This is a genomic window from Sphingobium sp. TomTYG65 (assembly GCF_055395525.1).
Genome location: NZ_AP027330.1, coordinates 2,733,682 through 2,752,210 on the forward strand (window position 1 = coordinate 2,733,682; position 18,529 = coordinate 2,752,210).

Consider the following 18,529-nt stretch of genomic DNA (forward strand, 5'->3'; position numbering starts at 1 on the left):
CTGCAATTATCACGATGCAGGGTCATAGCCACCCTAGAGCGGCGGGCAAGAGGCGGCAGGGCCTCGCGCTCAATGCCGCATATGCCGCAGCCAGGGAAGCAGCCGCCGTTCCAACGCTCCGCGGCCATTCTCCTCCCCGTCCAGGAAGGGAATGGCATAGGCTTCAAGGTCGTCCTTCAGAAGGCTCGCGCCGGGGCTCGGTCGATGCAGGTCCACCACCGCGCCGTCAGGGAAGTGGCTGGCGAGCGCCGCCATGCCGTCGCTGACGCTGGCATAGGGGCCATCGACTTCATAATCCTCCGCCAGCAGCAGATCGACCATCAGCCCGGCGAGCGCCGGATCATCTTCCACCAGCAGGATGCGCCCGTGATTGCCAGCCATCATCGTCGCTCCAGCCCGAAATGGCTGCGATAGCGGTTGAAACAGCGCTCGCCGCAGGTCAGGCGGATCAGCGCGCCTTCCGCGATCGCCGTGGCGCGGCGCGGGTCCTCCGCCACCGCGGGCTTGATCGCCAGTTCGTTCCAGTCGCGGCTATGCTTGACGTCCAGCACGGCATGCAGGTCGAAATAGCGCCGTTCCGACTGACTGAGTCCGATCCGCCGCAGTGCGCGTGCGGTATGCGCCGAGCGGCCGGGCGCCGTCAGTTCGATCACGCCCAGCGCGCCGACGCTGTGCCAGGCATAGCAACGCTGCGTCGCCATCGCGGTCATCGCATTGGCGAGCGCCAGGCTTTCCCAGACGGTGCCCTCGATCGATGGCGAAAGGTCTAGCGTGGTGACCAGTTGCCCGAGCATGGGGCCGTGCATGCCCTTTTCATTGCCGCGCCCCATCTCGTCCCAATAATTGCGGGCGAGTTCCAGCTTGGGCAGGTCGGGCAGCTTTATCTGGGTCATGGCGACAAGGTCGTCGAACCCGGCCTCTCCCGCGGCTTCCTGCGTCAGGAACCAGCGTATCTCGTCACGCTGGGCTTCTTCCGCCAACCAGGGGAACAAGGCGTCGTGCTGACCGGGGCCTGACTGTTCCAGATCCTCGAACCATTGAATGAACCCGTCGGGATCGGTTGGCGCCTGTTCCGCGCGATCGCGAATCTGCGCGCGCAGTTCTTCTATGAAGCCATGCTCCAGACGCAGCATTACTTGATCCTGCCGGAAACGTTCTTCCCAATCATCGGGATAAGCGGGGGCCAGCCGTTGGCGATTCCAATGGCTTAGCCGTTCCTGAAAGCTTTGTTGAAGAAATTGCGACTCGCAACTGGGTGCGACGAAACGTGTAGCCACGAAAAATTCTCTCCTGATTGTACCCCTGTTCAATTCGGGGGAGAGCGTCCCGTTCCCGTTAAACTGCTTAATCAGGATCAGCCGTGCGCTGTTTCATGTCAGTGAAGCGCATCGCAGAAGCTGGTCGTGCGTTGGTGAAGACAGGAGAAAGGGATGCCTGCACTGCCCCATCGAAAAGTCCAGCGCGTGATCCAACATAGCGTCGCCAGCATCTTCGGATCAGGCGGGGAGCGCATCAATTTGGACACGCCGATCGGCGATCAAGGGCTGTTCGGCCCCCGTTCTATGGCCTGGCAAGTGCATGCGGATTTCACCACCATGATGACCGGCGGCATCGCGGCGCTGCTGCTGCAGATGCTGCATCCTGCAGCCCTCGCCGGTATCTGGGATCATTCCCATTTCCGCGAAGATCGCAGCGGCCGTCTGCGCCGCACTGCGCAGTTCATCGCTGGCACCACCTATGGCGGGACTGCGGAGGCCGAACGGCTGATCGCGCGCGTGCGTGCTGTTCATGACAAGGTAGAGGGGCAGTTGCCGGACGGCAGCCATTATCGGGCGAGTGATCCGGATTTGCTGCGCTGGGTCCATGTCGCGGAGGTCTATTCCTTCCTGTCCGCCTATCGCCGCTACCGGGCCCCGCTTCTGAGCATGGGTGAGCAGGATCGCTATTATGGCGAGATGGCGCGCCTCGCCGAGCGGCTTGGCGCAACCCGGGTGCCCCGCACCGCTGCCGAGGTGCAGGATTATCTCTTCGCGATGCGGCCGCGTCTCCTCTCCGATGCGCGCACTCGGGAGGTCTCCGCCATTCTCCTGCAACCGCAAACGGGGCTGCTGAATGCGCCGTTCAGCAAGGTTGCGATCGACGCCGCCATCGACCTTCTGCCGCCTTGGGCCGCGCGCATGCACGGCTTTCATCCCGGCCCGCGCCGTCACCTCACTCGTGCGCAGCTTGCCACGATGGCGGCCTTTCTGCGCTGGGCGCTCGATGGGGGTTCGGAGCAGCGGGCACGGCGGCGGGTGGATCAGGCTTTCAGCAGCTGATCCAGTTCGGCAGGGCGAAGTTCCATCTGTAGCTGATCGCATGTGCATTGCTGCGGGTCCTTGTCCGGCCGCCATCGCAGGAAGCGTGTGCCATGGCGAAAGCGGCCGGCCGTCACCTGGTCATAGACGACTTCCACCACCAGTTCGGGCCGCAACGGCTCCCAGGCGCTTTCCTCACCCCGGTTCCAGCGGCTGGGGCCGCCGGGCGCCTTGCCGGTAAAGCCTGGTGCTCCCGCAAGCGGCTCCAACTTTTGCAGCAGAAGCGGCCGCTCATCAGCCTTGAAACTGGATGTGAAGCCGACATGGTTCAGTGCGCCTCCCTCGTCATAAAGGCCAAGCAGCATCGAGGCCGCGCCTGTTCCATCTTCGGTGCGGCGGAAACCGCCGACGACGCAGTCTGCGCTTCGGTAGTTTTTGACCTTCATCATGGCCCGTTCGCCTGAGCGGTAGGGCAGGTCGATCTGCTTGGCGATGATCCCGTCCAGCGCGCCGCCGCTCCGCTCCAGCCAGGCGGCAGCTTCCTCCGCCCGTTCCGTCGCGGGGGACAGGAGCAGCGCCAGGGTGCCTTCGTCCTTATGAAAGCGCTCCAATGCGGCGCGGCGATCCCGTAGCGGCGCGGCGGTGAGATCCTTGTTGCCGAGCGCCAGGCAATCGAAGAGCATCAGTTGCGCCGGCGTCTCCCGTGACAGGCGCAGGATCCTGCTTGCCGCGGGATGCAGCCGCTGCTGCAGCGCGTCGAAGGACAGCGCTCCGCCCAGCGGCAGGATCAACTCGCCATCCAGCACATAGCGACGCGCCTTGGTCGCCAGCAGAGCCTCGACAATCTCGGGAAAGAAGCGGGCGAGCGACTTGCCGGATTTGGAACGGATGTCTGCGCTATCTCCGTCCCGGCCCAACACGGCACGAAAGCCGTCCCATTTGGGTTCATATTGCCAGCCCGGCGGCGGGGGCAGTTCGGCGACGGACCGGGCCTCCATCGGCAAGGGCAGGGAGAGGGGCTCGCCTGAGGTCATGGCGTCTGTTCCAGCGTGATGACGACCGGGGCATGGTCGCTGGTTTTCTCCCAGCCGCGCGGCACCGTGTCGACTTCCGCCGCCTTCAGCATCCGTGCCGCCACCGGGTTCAGCAGAAGATGGTCGATGCGCAGCCCCGCATTCCGCTCGAAGGACCCGCGCCAATATTTCCAGAAGCTGTAAATGGTCTCATCGGGATGCAACTGCCGGATCGCATCACTCCAGCCCTGGTCCAGCAGCCCTTGGTAAGCCGCGCGGACCTCCGGCGCAAAAAGGGCATCGTCGCGCCAGCGTTCAGGCGCATAGACATCACGGTCGGTGGGCATGACATTATAGTCGCCCGCGACGATCACGGGTGCATCCAGGCCGATCAGCGTGGCTAGGTGCTTTCGCAGCCGTTCAAACCAGCGCAGTTTGAAATCGAATTTGGGGCCCGGGCGCGGATTGCCGTTGGGAAGATAGAGACCAGCGACCAGCACGCCGTTCACCGCCGCCTCGATATAGCGGCTCTGCATATCCTCCGGATCGCCGGGTAGGCCGCGTCGGGTTTCGTGAAGCTCTCCGACCCGGCTCAATATGGCGACGCCGTTCCACCGGCTTTGGCCATGCCAGACGGCCTGATAGCCGGCATCCCTGATCGCCTGCTCGGGGAAATTTTCCTGCGGCGCCTTCAGTTCCTGCAGGCAGACAATGTCTGGTGCGGCCAGGTCCAGCCATCGCAACAGCACCGGGAGCCGTCCGTTGATGCCGTTCACATTGTATGTCGCGATCTTCATGGCCTGAGACGGAACGCCGCTGGTGCAGGCCCGTTCCTGTTTCTTTGAGGCGGCATCAGGAGTGAAGGATATGCAGCATGATCGAACGGGGCGGCCCGGCAACGAACCCAAGGTGATCGAGCAAGCCTCTCCCAAACCCCAGCCACCCACCGAGAAGGAAAAGCAGCAGATCGCCGACGCCCGGCGGCGGGGGCAGAAAGATCAGGAGGAGCTGCGCTCCCACGGCTTCGGCGATCACAAGGGTGTCGAGGGCTTCTAAATCAAAAGGCCGCCCGGAAAAATCCGGACGGCCTTTCCATTGTCAGCCGATTTGACGCGCTCAGAAGAGGCGGACCCCCGCGGCGGAGGTCAGGCTCTTCGTTGTTGCCGTTACCGGCATTCGACAATGAGACATCAGACCACCTCCTTTCCGTTGTTGACGATGATCGGAATATGGGTGGCCGTTCCGGCACGACAAGGGGTTAGACTTGCAGCTCTTCAGCCAATGCCATTCCCTTTGCGGAGAGTGAGCGGAAGGTGATGGACCAACGGCGTGTTTCCATTGCGGCGATGCCATGTTCCCATTCATGCCGCGCCTCGCCTGAAAGATGATAGACGGACCGCGGCGATGCTGTGAGGGTAACACGGTCGAAGCCTTTGGCCGTGCGCCTGCGGAAGCGCAACGCGGCGGCCGTTCCCAGGGAAATGCCCACGACATGATCGAACACGGGCCGGTCCCTGTGCCACCCGATGCCCGCACCTGGATCGTACCGGATCAATAGCGCCTGAACCAGGTCTGCATCGGCGACCCCGGCGAAGCGCGAGGCGCGCGTCTTGATCGGAGCAAGCCAGGACGGAATAGGATCGCTTGGTCCAAAGCGGCCATTGTCGAAGTCATATGTCCAGCCGAGCGACAGGGTCAGCCGCTTGCCCGTCCACCCTTGAAAGCGGAAGGGCGACAGGGGCAGAGCATCCATCTCCTTGATCAGCATCGCTTCCTCGTCGGGAGCGACAAACTCCTCTTCATAAGCAAGGCCGGGGATTAGCGGCGTGTCGAAGAGGTTGGCCTGCGTCATTTCCTGCGGCGGGAAAGGCGACGCCGGTTGCGGCCGACGGCCTTGCGATAATGCGCGACGGAGGCCCGCATCGCCGCGTCCGGCGTTGCCCCCAACGTGCCGGTCAGTGCCTTCCACTGAAGCAGGCCCACCGCCTCGATCTTCTCGGCCACCATGCGATGGGCTTCCAGCGCGGCCGCCGGATTGCCGGCGAGCAGCTTGGGTATGCGCAGGCCGATTACCGTCCATGCTTCCATGCCCAGTTGCCAGCTTTCAAAGGCGAGACCGAAGGGATTGAACTTCTGCATGATGATAGAAAGGCTCGCCCCCGTCCGGGTTCCCTCGTACAGGGGCGACGCGCTTTTATTGCCTGAGGAAGCTTAGTAGATCGGCGTTCAGCCGGTCCGGCGCCGTCGCGAAAAGGCCATGCGGCTCGCCATCATATTCGATGAACTGCGCGCCAGCTATGGCCGCCGCTGCCGCCCTGCCGGTGGGATCGATCGGAACCGTCTTGTCGCTCGTCCCATGGATGACCAAGGTCGGCACGTTGAAGGCGGGCAGGTCCGGACGGAAATCGGTGCGGCCAAAGGCGCTGATGCAATCGATCGTGGCCTTCGGACTGGCCATGATCGCCAGCGCGAAGGTCCAGTCCAGCAGGGCGCTGCTGACCGGCTTGGAAACGAGGCCGATCCCGTAGAAGCTCTTGGCGAATGTCTGGAGGAAGGCGAAGCGGTCTTCCCGCACCTGCGCCTGCATCTGGTCCAGCACGGACTCGTCCACGCCATCGGGATTGCTGTCGTCCTTCAGAATATAGGGCACGACGGATGACACCAGCGCGACCCGGTCCACCTTCGCCGATCCATGGCGCGATAGATAGCGGGCGATCTCGCCCCCGCCCATGGAAAAGCCGATCAGCGAGACCTTCGGCGCGCCTACCTGGTCGATCACGGCAGCGAGATCGTCCGCAAAGACATCGTAATTATAGCCATTCGCCGGATGGCCCGATTGGCCGAACCCGCGCCGGTCATAGGTGATGACGCGGTAGCCCGCCTCCAACAGCGCGACGGTCTGATATTCCCACATGTCGCCGGACAGCGGCCAGCCATGGATAAAGATTACGGGGTGGCCAGATCCCATGTCCTTCACATGAATGGCATGACCTTCGGGGGTTTGGATATGCATCGAGCCACTCCTTCTTCTTTGAAGTGACCGCAACCGGCGGAGGCGCGCATCGTTCCATCGGCGCCTCAAGGGGGCTTGCGCGTCGCGGAACAAAGCTCCGCCGAATGGGGTTGAACGGCTGTAGCGGTGGGCGCCATCATCGGCCTCAACAGGCCACGGAGGATGTCATGGTGACGCTTACTCCCCTGGAAATCGGCCTGGGACTGGTCGTCCTTGTCCTATTGGCCGGCATCGCCTTTCTTATCATGCGTAACCGGCAGCGCGCCAATCTGCGTTCCAAGTTTGGCCCGGAATATAGCCGCACGGTCGAAGAGGTCGGCAGTTCGCGCAAGGCGGAAGCCGAATTGCAGGAGAGGGAAAAGCGCGTGGCGAGCTTCCAGCTCCGTCGCCTTTCGCCGCAGCAGGTGGACATGTTCACTGACGGCTGGATGAAGGTGCAGGCCCAGTTTGTCGATGACCCCCAGGGCGCTGTATCTCGCGCCGATGTTCTGCTGACCGAGGTAATGGAGGCGCGCGGCTATCCGATCGTCGATTTCGATCGCCGGTCGGCCGACCTGTCGGTCGATCATCCCGAAGTCGTCCAGAATTATCGATCGGCCCACGACATAGCGATCCGCCATGCCCGGGGCGAAGCCGATACCGAGGATCTGCGCCAGGCGATGATCCATTATCGTGCGCTGTTTGAAGAACTAGTCCATGAGCCCGGTGAGCCCAATGGCGCTTCGCACATGCCGCGGCCCAGCCGCTTTGGCGACACCGATTATGGCAGGCGCGACCTGCACTAGGTGGCAGACCGAATAGATCGACACCCTCTCGCCGTTCGCCCTAAGCCCGAACGGTTGTGTAAGAACTGAACGAAAACCGCCGCCGCGAAGAACTTCCTTCGCGGCGGCGGTCATGTTCAGGCCGTGGCGGTCAAGCCCGAGCGTCGGAGGTCGAAGCGATCGGCATCCATCACCTTCACCCAAGCCGTGACGAAATCATCCACGAACTTCCTGCCTGCATCAGCCGCGGCATAGACTTCCGACAGTGCGCGCAGTTGCGAGTTGGACCCGAAGACCAGATCGACCCGCGTCGCCGTCCATTTCTGCTGATCCGTCTTGCGGCAGGTGCCGATGAACAGATCGCCCTTGTCGCTTTCCGCCTTCCAGGCTGTGCCCATGTCCAGCAGATTGACGAAGAAGTCGTTGGTCAGCTGCCCCGGCCGGTCAGTGAACATGCCGTGCCGTGATCCGCCATGATTGACGCCCAGCACGCGCAGGCCGCCGATCAGCACAGTCATCTGCGGCGCGCTCAAGCGCAAAAGATTGGCGCGGTCGATCAGCAGTTCTTCGACAGGCACGCGGTAGCTGACCGGCAGATAGTTGCGGAAACCATCCACCTTTGGCTCCAGCACGGCGAAGCCTTCCACATCAGTTTGCTCCTGCGACGCGTCGGTTCGGCCCGGCGTGAAGGGCACGACGATGTCATAGCCCGCCTCCTTTGCCGCCTTCTCGATCCCGACCGAACCGCCCAGCACGATGAGGTCGGCGATGCTGACCTTCTTACCACCCGCTGCGCTGCCATCGAACTCCGCCTTGATCCGCTCCAGCACGCCGAGCACATGGGCGAGCTGCCGGGGCTGGTTGACCTCCCAGTCCTTCTGCGGAGCCAGGCGGATACGTGCGCCATTGGCCCCGCCCCGCTTGTCCGATCCGCGGAAGGTGGAAGCCGACGCCCAGGCCGTCTGCACCAGCTCGCTTACCGTCAGTTCCGACGTCGAAATCTTCTGCTTCAGCGCAGCAATGTCAGCCTCATCAGCCTGCGCATAGTCCGCGGCCGGCAACGGATCCTGCCAGATCAGGTCTTCGGCAGGTACGTCCGAGCCCAGGTAGCGGCTCTTAGGGCCCATGTCGCGGTGCGTCAGCTTGAACCAGGCGCGGGCAAAGGCATCGGCGAATGCGTCCGGGTCATTGCGGAAGCGCTCGGCGATCTTGCGATATTCCGGGTCTTCCCGGAACGCCATGTCCGCCGTGGTCATCATGGTAGGCAGTCGCTTGTCGGGGCTGTGCGCACCGGGAGCCATATCCTCCGGCTTCTGGTTCACAGGCTGCCATTGATGGGCGCCGGCGGGGCTCTTCACCAGCTCGTAATCATAGTCGAGCAGCATGTGGAAGAAGCTCATGTCCCATGTGATCGGCGTCGGCGTCCAAGCGCCTTCGATGCCGCTGGTGATCGTGTGATCGCCAATGCCACTCTCATGCCCGCTCTGCCAGCCGAGGCCCTGCTGCGCGATGTCCGCACCTTCGGGCTCCGCACCGATCTTGGACGCGTCGCCAGCGCCATGCGCCTTGCCGAAGGTGTGGCCACCAGCCGTCAGCGCCAGCGTCTCTTCATCATTCATGCCCATGCGGGCAAAGGTTTCCCGGATGTCGCGCGCAGACTGAAGCGGATCGGGGTTGCTGCCCGGTCCTTCCGGATTGACATAGATGAGGCCCATCTGGATCGCGGCGAGCGGTTCCTCCAGCGCCATTTCCTTGTCGGGCTGGATACGGGTCTGGTTTTCGGGATGGCCGACCCACTGTTCTTCCGTGCCCCAGTAAATATCCTTTTCGGGCTCCCACACGTCCTCGCGTCCGCCGCCGAAGCCGAACACCGGCCCCCCCATGGACTCGATCGCGACGTTGCCGGTCAGGATCATCAGGTCCGCCCAGCTCAGCTTGCGGCCATATTTCTGTTTGATCGGCCAGAGCAGGCGGCGGGCCTTGTCCAGATTGGCATTGTCCGGCCAGCTGTTGAGCGGCGCGAAACGCTGCCCGCCCGACGATGCGCCGCCGCGGCCATCGCCGGTGCGATAGGTGCCAGCGCTGTGCCAAGCCATGCGGATGAAGAAGGGGCCGTAATGCCCATAGTCGGCCGGCCACCAGGGCTGGCTGTCGGTCATCAGCGCGCGCAGGTCCTGCTTGACCGCTTCGAGATCGAGCGACTGGAACTCCTTCGCATAATCGAAGGACTCACCCATCGGATTGGCATGAGCGCCATTTTGATGAAGGATCTCCAGAGATAATTGGTTCGGCCACCAGTCGCGGTTGGTGCGGCCGAGCAGTGACCGGAGCGCGGCCGGTTCCTTGACGGGGCAGCTCAGCGGGCTTCCACCAGTTTTTGCGTCCATGGCATGGCTCTCCTCTTGATTGCGGATGGGTAGGCTAGGCCCGCTGGGCAGAGCAGTGAAGCGATTAACATTGCTAATTATGATCGAGAAAAACGATCAGAAGACGGCTGCCCCCCTGTGTTGCCCGCAAAAATCCAAAGCGGCTTTTTGGTTCCGCTCCGTTACCCTTTGGTGTAACGTGCATTCGTTGGCCATGAGGCGTCCCTCATGCCGAGACGATGCGCTGCGCAGGTCAAAAGGCCGCCCCCGGCACCTGTCCCGACTGAGGGGTTAAGGAAGTCCAAGCGTCGTCATGGCGGCTTCTAAGGGAGAGCGACCATGGCAATTACGCATCCAGCTGATCTGGCGCCCCGCCGGGATGATTATAAAGTCCGCGAGATCGGCTTTGAAGACCTTCGCATCGCGCTTCGGCAAGGCTGGGAGGATTTTCAGGCGAAGCGCGGCGACCTTGTCTTCATCGGCTTCATCTATCCGTTGGTGGTGCTGTTCGCCATATTGATCGCCAGCCGCGTATCGATCCTGCCGCTGCTCTTCCCGCTCCTGGCGGGCTCGGTCCTCTTCAGTCCGCCGCTGGCGAGCGGCTTTTACGAACTGGCTCGCCGCCGCGAACAGGGGCTGGATTCCCGCTGGCGGCATTTTCTGGATGTTGTGCGTGGACCGTCCGCACCCTCGCTCTTCGACCTGACCAGCGTCACGGCCATGCTGTTCCTGGCGTGGATCGCCGCGGCATGGTTTGTCTATAATTCGACGGTGGGCACTCTAGGGCCGCAGGCGGTGTCTTCGGTCGGGGCTTTCCTCAGCTCTGTGTTCGGCACGTCCGAAGGCTGGAGCATGATCATCATCGGCAATCTGGTGGGCCTGTGCTTCGCCATCGTTGCGCTGGCTATCAGCGTCGTGTCCTTCCCGATGATCATCGACAAGAATGTCAATTGGGGCGTCGCCCTGCGGACCTCGGTCCGGCTCGCTTGGAAAAATCCGGTGACCGTGGCGGCATGGGGACTGATCGTCGTCACCCTGCTGATCCTCGGCGCATTGCCGGGGTTGGTCGGGCTCGCCGTGGTGTTGCCATTGCTGGGCTATGCCACCTGGCATCTCTACACCCGCGCAGTGGTTCGGTGAACTTGGACTGACCCGGTCGCTTCGAGCGAAGTCGAGAAGCGGGAGAGCGCTACGCCTCCGTTTCTCGGCCAAGCTCGAAAGGAACGGGAGAAGGGGTTTTATTTGGGCAGAGGCGGCGCGCCATTCCCTAACGTCGCGAGATATCTGATCACCGCCGCACGATCTTCCGGGCGCCGAAGTCCGGCGAAGCTCATCTTGGTCCCAGGCACATCGCGCGCGGGTGACGCCAGAAATTCGAACAGCTGGTCATAGGTCCAGCTGCCGCCATGCGCCTTCATCGCGGGCGAATAGGCGAAGCCCGCATGGCTTCCCACCGGCCGCCCAACGACCCCCCACAAATTGGGGCCAATGCGGTTTGGACCTCCCTGAGTGAAGTCATGGCAACTGGCGCAGAGCTGGGTCTTCGCCTTGCCCGCATTGGCGTCCGCACTGGCAAGCAAGGTGCCGAGGGCTACAGGCGCGGCTGCGGGAGTAACCGCTGGTGAGGCCGAAGGCATGGGCGCTTTCCCGCGCATTTCCCGATGATAGGCGATCAGCCGATTGCCTTCGCCTGGATCGCCAAGGCTGGCGGGCCAGTCGCGCTGAACCGACGCCATATCGACACGCGGCGGCATGTCGTCGGCAGGCTTGTAGGCAAGCGCCCCCGCATTGGCGTCCGGGTAAAGCTGCTCTGCAAACCAGCTGAAGCTCCATAGCGTGCCCGCCGCTCCAGCGACGCACAGCCCTGTCACCAGCCAGTGCATCCGGTTCATGGCTCAGCCTCCCCCGCCCATGAAGATCGCCCGCGTCCAATAGGCATAATCCGCCTCGATCGTCATGATCCGCACCAGCACCAGCAGCACCAGCGGGGGCATAAGGATAGCGTAAATCAGCGACAGCCTTTCCCACGCCAGATGCATGAAGATCGACAGGATCAGCCCAGCCTTCAACAGCATGAACAGGACGATCAGCGTCCAGCGGACGATCCCCTGCACATGCATGTAATCGACCAGATAGGAGAGGGTGCTGAGCACGAAGAGATAGCCCCAGACCTTGAGGTACAGGCTGATCGGATGATGCTGCGCTTCATGGACTGCAGAGGTGTCGGTGCTGGGGATCTCATGCTTCATCGCGGTCACCACAGGTAGAAGAAGGCGAAGATGAAGACCCAGACGAGATCGACGAAATGCCAGTAGAGCCCGGCAATCTCGACAGGGCTATAGTCGCCCGTCCGGTCATAATGGCCGCGAGCGACCTTGGACGCGATGATCAGCAGCAGAATGACGCCGCAGGTCACATGCAGCCCATGAAAGCCGGTGATCATGAAGAAGGAGGCGCCGAATTGCGGGGCGCCCATCGGATTGCTCCAAGGTCGCACGCCTTCCTCGAAGATCAGCTTGCTCCATTCAAAAGCCTGCATGGAGAGGAAGGTCAGGCCGAACAGCGCCGTCAGCAGCATGAGGCCAGCTGTCTTTCGCCGGTCGCGGCGATAGCCGAAGTTGACCGCCATCGCCATCGTGCCGCTTGAACTGATCAGCGCGAAGGTCATGATCGCGATCAGAACCAGCGGGATTTCGTGCCCGCCGATGTTAAGCGCGAACACCTCCGCCGTATTGGGCCAGGGCAGCACAGCCGACGCCCGCATCGTCATGTAGCCGGTCAGGAAGCAGGAGAAGATGAAGGTGTCCGAAAGCAGGAAGATCCACATCATCGCCTTGCCCCAATGGGTATGGCGAAAGACTTCCTGATCCGCTGACCAGTCGGCGGCGATCTCACGCAGAGAGGGGGTAAGAACCTCCCGGTCTCTTCTGTCCGTCATGGCATTGGACATGGCGATATGACCTCATGTCGATAGGAGCAGGGCGGCGATCAAAATCCAGATGAACAGCAGGAAATGCCAGTAGATGGCGCAAAGGCGCAGATGAGCGGGGTTGCGCTCCGCCAGCACCCAGGCGGCGGCGATCAGCCCGCCCAGAATGTGGACGCCATGCAGGGCGGTCAACAGATAGAAGAAGGCGTTGGCGGGGTTGGACGACAGATAATAGCCCGCTGCCTGATAATGCCGCCACAGCAGCCACTGCCCGATGAGGAAACAAAGACCAAGCGCAGCCCCGACAAGTGACGCACGCGCAGCTCGTCCTTCCGTGCCCGCGCGACGTGCGGTCTCCCAGGCGAGACTGCTCGCCATCAAGGTTGCGCTGTTGACCCAGAGCAGCGGCGGATCAGGCATGGATACCCAATCATCCGCATGGCCCATGGCGGCATGCAGACCCATGCGCATGAAATAGGCCGCGCCCAGCAGCGAGAACATGACCATCGCGACGGCGAAATAGACGGTCAACCCGACGCTGCCCGCAGAAGGACGGCTGCCGGGCTCCTGCGGGTCGCGGTCGCTGGCCGGTTCCCAGCTTTTTTCGGCGAGGCGCGCAAGGATGGTCATGCGCGCGGCTCGGTCTGCGGGATGAAGTCGCGCTCGGCTCCGGGCACGCTATAATCATAGGCCCAGCGATAGACGACCGGCAGCTTAGGTCCCCAATTGCCATGGGCGGGCGGCGTCTGCGGCGTCTGCCATTCCAGGCTCGCCGCGCCCCAGGGGTTGGGATCGGCTTTGGGGCCGCGGAACAGGCTCCAGATCATGTTGATGAAAAACAGGCTTTGCGCCGCAAAGACGATCAGCGCGGCGATGCTGATCCATTCATTGGCCAGATGGACAGACTGTGGGATGAAGGCAGTCTCTCCCAACGCATAATAGCGGCGCGGCACACCCAATATGCCGAGATAATGCATGGGCAGGAAAATCGCATAAACGCCGAGGAAGGTGATCCAGAAGTGGAGCTTGCCGAGCCTATCGTTCCACATTCGTCCGGTGATCTTGGGATACCAATGATAGATGGCGCCGAAGATCACCAGGACCGGCGACACGCCCATGACCATGTGGAAGTGCGCGACGACGAAGAATGTGTCGGACAGCGGCACATCGACACTGACATTGCCCAGGAACAGTCCCGACAGTCCGCCATGGATGAAGGTGAAGATGAAGGCGATGGCGAACAGCATCGGCACGCGCAGATGAATGTCGCCGCGCCAGAGGGTCAGCAGCCAGTTATAGACCTTGATCGCGGTCGGGATGGCGATGATCAGCGTCGAGGTCGCGAAGAAGAACCCGAAATAGGGGTTCATGCCGCTCACATACATATGATGCGCCCAGACAATGAAACTGAGCGCGCCGATGATGACGATCGCCCACACCATCATGCGATAGCCGAAGATGTTGCGCCGGGCGTGAACGCTGATCAGGTCCGACACGATGCCGAAGGCGGGCAGGGCGACGATATAGACTTCGGGATGGCCGAAGAACCAGAAGAGATGTTGGAAGAGGAGCGGGCTGCCCCCTTGGGTGCTTGTAACCGCACCCATCGACTGCATGGTGGGCATGAAGAAGCTGGTGCCTGCGAAATGATCGAACAGCATCATGATCGCCGCGACGAACAGCGCCGGAAAGGCGAGCAGGCCCATGACCGAGGCGGTGAAGATCCCCCACACCGACAGCGGCATCCGCATCAGCGTCATGCCCTTTGTCCGCGCCTGCAGCACCGTCGTCACATAGTTGAGGCCCCCCATGGTGAACGCCGCGACGAAGATGGCGAGGCTGACCAGCATGGTGGCGATGCCCCATTGATGGCCGGGCGTTCCCTCGCTGATGGCCTGAGGCGGATAGAGCGTCCACCCCGCGCCGGTAGGCCCGCCGGGTACGAAGAAGCCCGCCACCAGCACGATCACAGACAGCAGATAGAGCCAGTAGCTGAGCATGTTTACGAACGGGAACACCATGTCCCGCGCGCCGATCATCAGCGGGATCAGATAATTGCCGAATCCGCCGAGCAGCAGGGCCGTCAGCAGATAGACCACCATGATCATGCCGTGCATCGACACGAACTGCAGGTAATTATCGGGCTGTATCGCGGGAAAGCGCCAGGAAAGCCGAGTTGCAGCCGCATCAGCGCCGACAGCACCAGCGCCACCAGCCCGATCGAGATCGCGGTCACGCCATATTGGATCGCGATGACCTTATGATCCTGGCTCCATACATATTTGGTGACCCAACTGTGCGGATGATGCAGCGGTCGCAGGTCGTCAGCCAGGGTAGTAGCCATCAACGAATGCTCCAGGTGGCGGGAACGATACAGGCATTGGCCTTGATCAACAGGATCGACATTGCGGCGGGCGGCGCTTCCGCCAGTATCTGGCCGAAGCTGGACTGTTGCGCTTGCCACGCTGCGAAGGCTTTGGGCGCTTCCACCACCACCTTGCCGCGCATTTCGTGATGGCCGGTGCCGCAAAGCTCTGCGCAGAGAATGTCGTAGGTGCCCGTCTTTGTCGGCGTCATCCAGAAATAGGTGACGATCCCCGGCACCAGATCCATCTTCGCGCGGAACTCGGGCACATAGAAATCGTGCAGCACGTCCTTGGACCGCAGCACGACCTTAACCGGCTTGCCCACCGGTAGGTGCAGGTCACCCGCCTCCACGAGCAGATCGTCGCGCCCGAACGGGTCGAGCGGATCGAGCCCCAGCGGATTGTCCGGTGTAATATATTTGACCCCGGCCGCCCCAAGCACGCCGTCAGGCCCGGGATAGCGGAAGGACCATTGCCACTGCTGGCCCACCGCCTCGATGATCGCGGCGTCCTGCGGCACGGACACATAGCGGCCCCAGGCGGCCAGCCCCGGCGCCAGCATCCCGGCGATGCCGACCGCGGTCCAGAGCGTCAGCCGCTTTTCCAGGGAGCTGTTCTCCGGCTCATAATGTGCGCGATGCCCTGCACGGTGCCGGTAACGCACCAGCGTCCACGCCATGAACAGGTTGAGCAGGATGAAGGCCGCCGCGCAGATCCACAGCGTCACGTCGAGCGCGGAGTCGATGGAGCCCCAATTGGATGCGAGCGGCGTGCGCCACCAGGGGCTGAACAGATGAAATGCGACCGAACCCAACACCAGCATGGCGATGGCGACCGCAATCGGCACAGGCCCTCTCCCGTTTTAATGTGGGCGCCTCGTTGCCGTCTGTTTCGGCTTCTTTCGAGTCGCCCTCGGAAATAACCGTAAGCGGCAGCTTATAGAAAAAGCGGCGGAGGTGAAAGTCTTCCGCTTTCGTCTACCCTTGGATCAGGCCAGGTGCGACTTCGGGCCTACCGATGGGCACTTCGCACATACTCAAACGGGTTAATCACTATGCCTGCCATTCGCGCCCGAAGATTGTTTGATCGGAGGGGCTAAAAGCAGGAGGGTCGCAAGCTCTGGCCGGACTAGCTCATCTGGAGAGCATGCTCATGTTGACGCAATCGGGAACGATCAACACCCCACTTCTCGAAGCGAGGCTCGATCAGCCTGTAGAGGGGGGCAGTGCGCCTTCGAGCCTCTCTGCACGCCAGATTTTCAAGATCATAAGGCGGCATGAATTGCTCCTTGGCATCATTGTTTTCGTGGTGGTGGCGGTGGTCCTGGCGGTCCAGCTGACGGCGACGCCGATCTATGAAGCGACGGCCACCGTTCAGGTCGAACTGAACGACGATAGCGGATCGCCCGACATGGCCGCCCGCAACCAGCAGCGCGTCTCGAACGAAGCGAACATCTATCGGTCTCGCTCCCTTGCCGAACGTGTGGTGCAGGACCTGAAGCTGGCGCACGACCCGCGCTTCGCGTCCGCGCCGCTGCCGCCCAATGCGCTCCTCGATACTCAACGGCTTACGCGCCTCGCGGGGAGGCTGATGTCGATGACATCGGTATCCAACCTGCGGGATTCGGATTTCGTCGATATAACCGTGCGGTCTGATTCGCCCGAACTCGCGTCGGAAATCGCCAATCAATATCCGGTCAGCCTGGCCGCATATCGTTCTGAAATGCGTGACGATCGCCAGGGCAAGATCGTCGCTCAACTGGATGGTGAACGCGACCGGCTGGCCGTCGAGGCCCACAAGGCGGAACAGGCAGTCGCCGATTTTCGCCGTCAGCACCAGATGCTGACAGGCGCTGGCGGAGCGGAGGACTATCAGCAGATCAACCGTATCGCCGTGGAAGCAGCTTCGGCCGCCGCCATGCGCGCTGCGCAAAATTCGCGGGCTGCTGTAGTGACCAGCGCGGTCAACAATATCAGCACCGCCGGCGCGACGTCGCCTCTGCTCGACCAGCAGAAGCGGCAGCTGGATGATTTGATGCGGACGCGCAGCGAAATGTCTCAGGTGCTAGGCCCCGACCATCCGCGCATGCGCGGGCTGGAAGCGCAGATCGCGGAAACGGGCGCTAACATGCAGCGGGAGCAGGAGCGGGTCGTCACCGCGGCGACGCAGCAGGCGCAGGCGGAAGCAGCCCGTCAGTCCGGCATGGCGCGGAGCGAGGCAGCAGCTTCCTCCTCCAGGGCCGGACAGTTGGAGGGCACGCTGCGCGCCATAACGGGCAAGGCGTTCGCCAACACCGCCGCCTCGGTCGAACTCAACGCTCTGGAGCGCAATGCAGAGGCGGCGCGCAGCGCGTTCGCCGCCATGAGCACGCGCGCACAGGAGGTCAAAGCCAGCCTCGCCGCTTCGGGTATCCACTCGCGCCTCATGTCACCTGCGGCGGTGCCTGAGAGCCCCATCGCTCCGCGGCCCAAGACGGCGACATTCGCCGCCTTCGTCGGGTCGCTGATCATCGGTCTGGTGATCGTGTTCGGCATCGAACTGACCGACAACAGGCTGTGGAGCGCCGAGCAGATCTATAATCAGTTCGGCCTGCGCACCTTCGCGATGCTGCCTGAACTCACAGGCGACGCTCTGACATCGGCAAAGGCCAATCCCGTCCTCCAGGATCCGCAGTCCTTGTTTGCCGAGGTCGCGCGGGGGCTGGGCAGCGAGGTTGCCGATCTGGCGACGCCTGGACGGTCGCAAACGGTGCTGATTACCTCCCCCATCACCGGCGATGGAAAATCCACCGTGACCTTGTCCCTGCTGGCGGCCGCCGTGGCGATGGGTCGGCGTGCGATCGTCATCGACCTGGACCTGCGCCGTGCGGGAGACAGCGGGATGGCTCCGGCTGAGGCTTCGGACGGAAGGCCGGACCTGATCGATTATCTGACGGGTGCGGCCGATGCGCGGCACGTACTGCCTGCTCCCCCGACCGCGACTCTGGGTGACGGAGGGGTGCGCGACGTCGTCACCTATGACCCGGTGGTGATCAGCGCGCGGGAACCGGCACGCAATCCTGTCGCGCTGATGCGCATCGGCCGGGTCAATCATCTGCTCGACGAGTTGCGGGAGCAATATGACCTGATGATCATCAATGCACCTCCCACGCTCGCCACGCGGGATTCGCGCATGCTGATGGACGCAGCCGATCACACGCTGCTGGTGGTGCGTTGGGGCCGCACGACCATCGAACAGGTGCGCGCCTCGCTACAGGTGCTGCAGCGGCCGGTCGATGGGGTGGTGATCAACCGCGTCGATTATGCCGAGCACGCGCGCCGCGGCTATGGGGACGCTGTGCAGTTCTACATGGACTCGGCGGAATATTTCGATGGCGATCTGCCGCGCCCCCGCCGCTGGTATCAGCGCTTCGGCGGCTTCCCCTGGCGCAGAACGGCCGACGGCGTGGCCTGACGCCCGTCACCAAGCTTTGGTCCTCATGAACCGGGTTCCTGCTTGAGGCAGGAGCCCGGTTCTTCTTTGCGCCGGCGTCCAGGGGGGAGGTCAGAAGGGGAATACCGCGCCTGATGATCGCGACACCTGCCGGGTAGCGGATCGATCAGCCTGATCCCGAACCAGCTGCGTCCATCGCGCCACCCTCAAAGGTAGGGCACGTCTTGCCGCGTGATGGCGATGCGCTCCGTTGTAGCGGTCGCCATCAGAACAGGGGCGCCAAAGCCCTGACGGATAACACATGGTGGAAGGGGTTCAGGCGGCGCTGAAGGGAAACCGTCGATCCAGC

20 protein-coding genes are annotated in these 18,529 nt (G+C 62.7%); 5 read left to right on the top strand and 15 right to left on the bottom strand.

The features are described from left to right. Window positions 1-69: 69 nt before the first annotated feature. Together ACZ5Y5_RS13530 and ACZ5Y5_RS13535 are read right to left on the bottom strand one after the other, a co-directional pair. Window positions 70-381 carry a response regulator gene (locus ACZ5Y5_RS13530; RefSeq protein WP_464809108.1) on the bottom strand — a complete coding sequence of 104 codons (312 nt, stop codon included), beginning with the start codon at window positions 379-381 and terminating at the stop codon, window positions 70-72. Then, entirely contained in the window at window positions 381-1,277 is an 897-nt protein-coding gene (locus ACZ5Y5_RS13535) for an iron-containing redox enzyme family protein (RefSeq protein ID WP_464809109.1), read from the bottom strand. Before ACZ5Y5_RS13535 ends, ACZ5Y5_RS13530 begins: the two co-directional genes overlap by 1 nt. Window positions 1,278-1,430: 153 nt before the next feature. On the opposite strand from ACZ5Y5_RS13535, the gene ACZ5Y5_RS13540 reads away from it, so the two are divergent. After that, window positions 1,431-2,318: an oxygenase MpaB family protein gene (locus ACZ5Y5_RS13540; RefSeq protein ID WP_464809110.1), complete on the top strand. Its 888-nt coding sequence runs from the start codon at window positions 1,431-1,433 to the stop codon at window positions 2,316-2,318. On the opposite strand, the gene ACZ5Y5_RS13545 is transcribed toward ACZ5Y5_RS13540, so the two are convergent. Together ACZ5Y5_RS13545 and xth are read right to left on the bottom strand one after the other, a co-directional pair. Continuing rightward, window positions 2,300-3,331 (bottom strand): ATP-dependent DNA ligase, encoded by a 1,032-nt coding sequence (locus tag ACZ5Y5_RS13545; RefSeq protein WP_464809111.1) that lies wholly within the window; start codon window positions 3,329-3,331, stop codon window positions 2,300-2,302. The two genes, ACZ5Y5_RS13540 and ACZ5Y5_RS13545, sit on opposite strands and share 19 nt — an antisense overlap. Continuing rightward, window positions 3,328-4,107: an exodeoxyribonuclease III gene (gene xth, locus ACZ5Y5_RS13550; RefSeq protein WP_464809112.1), complete on the bottom strand. Its 780-nt coding sequence runs from the start codon at window positions 4,105-4,107 to the stop codon at window positions 3,328-3,330. Before xth ends, ACZ5Y5_RS13545 begins: the two co-directional genes overlap by 4 nt. A gap of 70 nt (window positions 4,108-4,177) precedes the next feature. On the opposite strand from xth, the gene ACZ5Y5_RS13555 reads away from it, so the two are divergent. Next, a complete protein-coding gene (locus tag ACZ5Y5_RS13555) occupies window positions 4,178-4,366 on the top strand; it encodes a hypothetical protein (RefSeq protein WP_464809113.1) in 189 nt (62 codons plus the stop codon). Between the two features lie 202 nt (window positions 4,367-4,568). Here ACZ5Y5_RS13555 and ACZ5Y5_RS13560 read toward each other — a convergent pair whose 3' ends face one another. The 3 genes from ACZ5Y5_RS13560 to ACZ5Y5_RS13570 are packed head-to-tail and all read right to left on the bottom strand — an operon-like array spanning window position 4,569 to window position 6,323. After that, entirely contained in the window at window positions 4,569-5,162 is a 594-nt protein-coding gene (locus ACZ5Y5_RS13560; RefSeq protein ID WP_464809114.1) for an alpha-ketoglutarate-dependent dioxygenase AlkB, read from the bottom strand. After that, entirely contained in the window at window positions 5,159-5,449 is a 291-nt protein-coding gene (locus ACZ5Y5_RS13565) for a hypothetical protein (protein ID WP_464809115.1), read from the bottom strand. Before ACZ5Y5_RS13565 ends, ACZ5Y5_RS13560 begins: the two co-directional genes overlap by 4 nt. Before the next feature lie 55 nt (window positions 5,450-5,504). Beyond that, entirely contained in the window at window positions 5,505-6,323 is an 819-nt protein-coding gene (locus ACZ5Y5_RS13570) for an alpha/beta fold hydrolase (RefSeq protein ID WP_464809116.1), read from the bottom strand. A gap of 167 nt (window positions 6,324-6,490) precedes the next feature. On the opposite strand from ACZ5Y5_RS13570, the gene ACZ5Y5_RS13575 reads away from it, so the two are divergent. Beyond that, window positions 6,491-7,108 carry a hypothetical protein gene (locus ACZ5Y5_RS13575; RefSeq protein ID WP_464809117.1) on the top strand — a complete coding sequence of 206 codons (618 nt, stop codon included), beginning with the start codon at window positions 6,491-6,493 and terminating at the stop codon, window positions 7,106-7,108. A 116-nt stretch (window positions 7,109-7,224) separates the two neighbouring features. Here the strand turns inward: ACZ5Y5_RS13575 and katG are convergent, their stop codons facing one another. Further along, entirely contained in the window at window positions 7,225-9,474 is a 2,250-nt protein-coding gene (katG, locus tag ACZ5Y5_RS13580) for a catalase/peroxidase HPI (RefSeq protein ID WP_464809118.1), read from the bottom strand. Between the two features lie 318 nt (window positions 9,475-9,792). Here katG and ACZ5Y5_RS13585 point away from each other — a divergent pair, with 318 nt between their 5' ends. Further along, window positions 9,793-10,593 (top strand): DUF2189 domain-containing protein, encoded by an 801-nt coding sequence (locus ACZ5Y5_RS13585; RefSeq protein ID WP_464809119.1) that lies wholly within the window; start codon window positions 9,793-9,795, stop codon window positions 10,591-10,593. Window positions 10,594-10,691: 98 nt separating this feature from the next. Here ACZ5Y5_RS13585 and ACZ5Y5_RS13590 read toward each other — a convergent pair whose 3' ends face one another. The 7 genes from ACZ5Y5_RS13590 to ACZ5Y5_RS13620 are packed head-to-tail and all read right to left on the bottom strand — an operon-like array spanning window position 10,692 to window position 15,595. Then, window positions 10,692-11,345 carry a c-type cytochrome gene (locus ACZ5Y5_RS13590; RefSeq protein ID WP_464809120.1) on the bottom strand — a complete coding sequence of 218 codons (654 nt, stop codon included), beginning with the start codon at window positions 11,343-11,345 and terminating at the stop codon, window positions 10,692-10,694. A 3-nt stretch (window positions 11,346-11,348) separates the two neighbouring features. Beyond that, on the bottom strand, window positions 11,349-11,702 hold the full coding sequence (locus ACZ5Y5_RS13595; protein WP_464809121.1) for a cytochrome C oxidase subunit IV family protein: 354 nt from the start codon (window positions 11,700-11,702) through the stop codon (window positions 11,349-11,351). Window positions 11,703-11,707: 5 nt separating this feature from the next. Next, complete coding sequence (locus ACZ5Y5_RS13600; protein WP_464809122.1) at window positions 11,708-12,391, bottom strand: heme-copper oxidase subunit III family protein; 684 nt, start codon at window positions 12,389-12,391, stop codon at window positions 11,708-11,710. 24 nt (window positions 12,392-12,415) lie between these two features. Beyond that, window positions 12,416-13,012, bottom strand: coding sequence for a cytochrome c oxidase subunit 3 (locus ACZ5Y5_RS13605; protein WP_464809123.1), 597 nt, complete (start codon window positions 13,010-13,012; stop codon window positions 12,416-12,418). Then, window positions 13,009-14,532 carry a cytochrome c oxidase subunit I gene (locus ACZ5Y5_RS13610; RefSeq protein ID WP_464810549.1) on the bottom strand — a complete coding sequence of 508 codons (1,524 nt, stop codon included), beginning with the start codon at window positions 14,530-14,532 and terminating at the stop codon, window positions 13,009-13,011. The genes ACZ5Y5_RS13605 and ACZ5Y5_RS13610 overlap by 4 nt, the downstream gene beginning before the upstream one ends. Continuing rightward, window positions 14,487-14,726, bottom strand: coding sequence for a hypothetical protein (locus ACZ5Y5_RS13615; protein WP_464809124.1), 240 nt, complete (start codon window positions 14,724-14,726; stop codon window positions 14,487-14,489). Before ACZ5Y5_RS13615 ends, ACZ5Y5_RS13610 begins: the two co-directional genes overlap by 46 nt. Next, a complete protein-coding gene (locus ACZ5Y5_RS13620) occupies window positions 14,726-15,595 on the bottom strand; it encodes a cytochrome c oxidase subunit II (protein ID WP_464809125.1) in 870 nt (289 codons plus the stop codon). The genes ACZ5Y5_RS13615 and ACZ5Y5_RS13620 overlap by 1 nt, the downstream gene beginning before the upstream one ends. A gap of 305 nt (window positions 15,596-15,900) precedes the next feature. Between ACZ5Y5_RS13620 and ACZ5Y5_RS13625 the strand changes: the two genes are divergently transcribed. Next, window positions 15,901-18,201 (top strand): GumC family protein, encoded by a 2,301-nt coding sequence (locus ACZ5Y5_RS13625; protein ID WP_464809126.1) that lies wholly within the window; start codon window positions 15,901-15,903, stop codon window positions 18,199-18,201. Window positions 18,202-18,529 lie beyond the last annotated feature (328 nt).

Bases quoted from the DNA above. Each gene is read 5' to 3' on its own strand.
- ACZ5Y5_RS13530 (WP_464809108.1), bottom strand. From the start codon at position 381: ATGGCTGGCAATCACGGGCGCATCCTGCTGGTGGAAGATGATCCGGCG.
- ACZ5Y5_RS13540 (WP_464809110.1), top strand. From the start codon at position 1,431: ATGCCTGCACTGCCCCATCGAAAAGTCCAGCGCGTGATCCAACATAGC.
- ACZ5Y5_RS13545 (WP_464809111.1), bottom strand. From the start codon at position 3,331: ATGACCTCAGGCGAGCCCCTCTCCCTGCCCTTGCCGATGGAGGCCCGG.
- xth (WP_464809112.1), bottom strand. From the start codon at position 4,107: ATGAAGATCGCGACATACAATGTGAACGGCATCAACGGACGGCTCCCG.
- ACZ5Y5_RS13555 (WP_464809113.1), top strand. From the start codon at position 4,178: ATGCAGCATGATCGAACGGGGCGGCCCGGCAACGAACCCAAGGTGATC.
- ACZ5Y5_RS13560 (WP_464809114.1), bottom strand. From the start codon at position 5,162: ATGACGCAGGCCAACCTCTTCGACACGCCGCTAATCCCCGGCCTTGCT.
- ACZ5Y5_RS13565 (WP_464809115.1), bottom strand. From the start codon at position 5,449: ATGCAGAAGTTCAATCCCTTCGGTCTCGCCTTTGAAAGCTGGCAACTG.
- ACZ5Y5_RS13570 (WP_464809116.1), bottom strand. From the start codon at position 6,323: ATGCATATCCAAACCCCCGAAGGTCATGCCATTCATGTGAAGGACATG.
- ACZ5Y5_RS13575 (WP_464809117.1), top strand. From the start codon at position 6,491: ATGGTGACGCTTACTCCCCTGGAAATCGGCCTGGGACTGGTCGTCCTT.
- katG (WP_464809118.1), bottom strand. From the start codon at position 9,474: ATGGACGCAAAAACTGGTGGAAGCCCGCTGAGCTGCCCCGTCAAGGAA.
- ACZ5Y5_RS13585 (WP_464809119.1), top strand. From the start codon at position 9,793: ATGGCAATTACGCATCCAGCTGATCTGGCGCCCCGCCGGGATGATTAT.
- ACZ5Y5_RS13590 (WP_464809120.1), bottom strand. From the start codon at position 11,345: ATGAACCGGATGCACTGGCTGGTGACAGGGCTGTGCGTCGCTGGAGCG.
- ACZ5Y5_RS13595 (WP_464809121.1), bottom strand. From the start codon at position 11,702: ATGAAGCATGAGATCCCCAGCACCGACACCTCTGCAGTCCATGAAGCG.
- ACZ5Y5_RS13600 (WP_464809122.1), bottom strand. From the start codon at position 12,391: ATGACGGACAGAAGAGACCGGGAGGTTCTTACCCCCTCTCTGCGTGAG.
- ACZ5Y5_RS13605 (WP_464809123.1), bottom strand. From the start codon at position 13,012: ATGACCATCCTTGCGCGCCTCGCCGAAAAAAGCTGGGAACCGGCCAGC.
- ACZ5Y5_RS13615 (WP_464809124.1), bottom strand. From the start codon at position 14,726: ATGGCTACTACCCTGGCTGACGACCTGCGACCGCTGCATCATCCGCAC.
- ACZ5Y5_RS13625 (WP_464809126.1), top strand. From the start codon at position 15,901: ATGTTGACGCAATCGGGAACGATCAACACCCCACTTCTCGAAGCGAGG.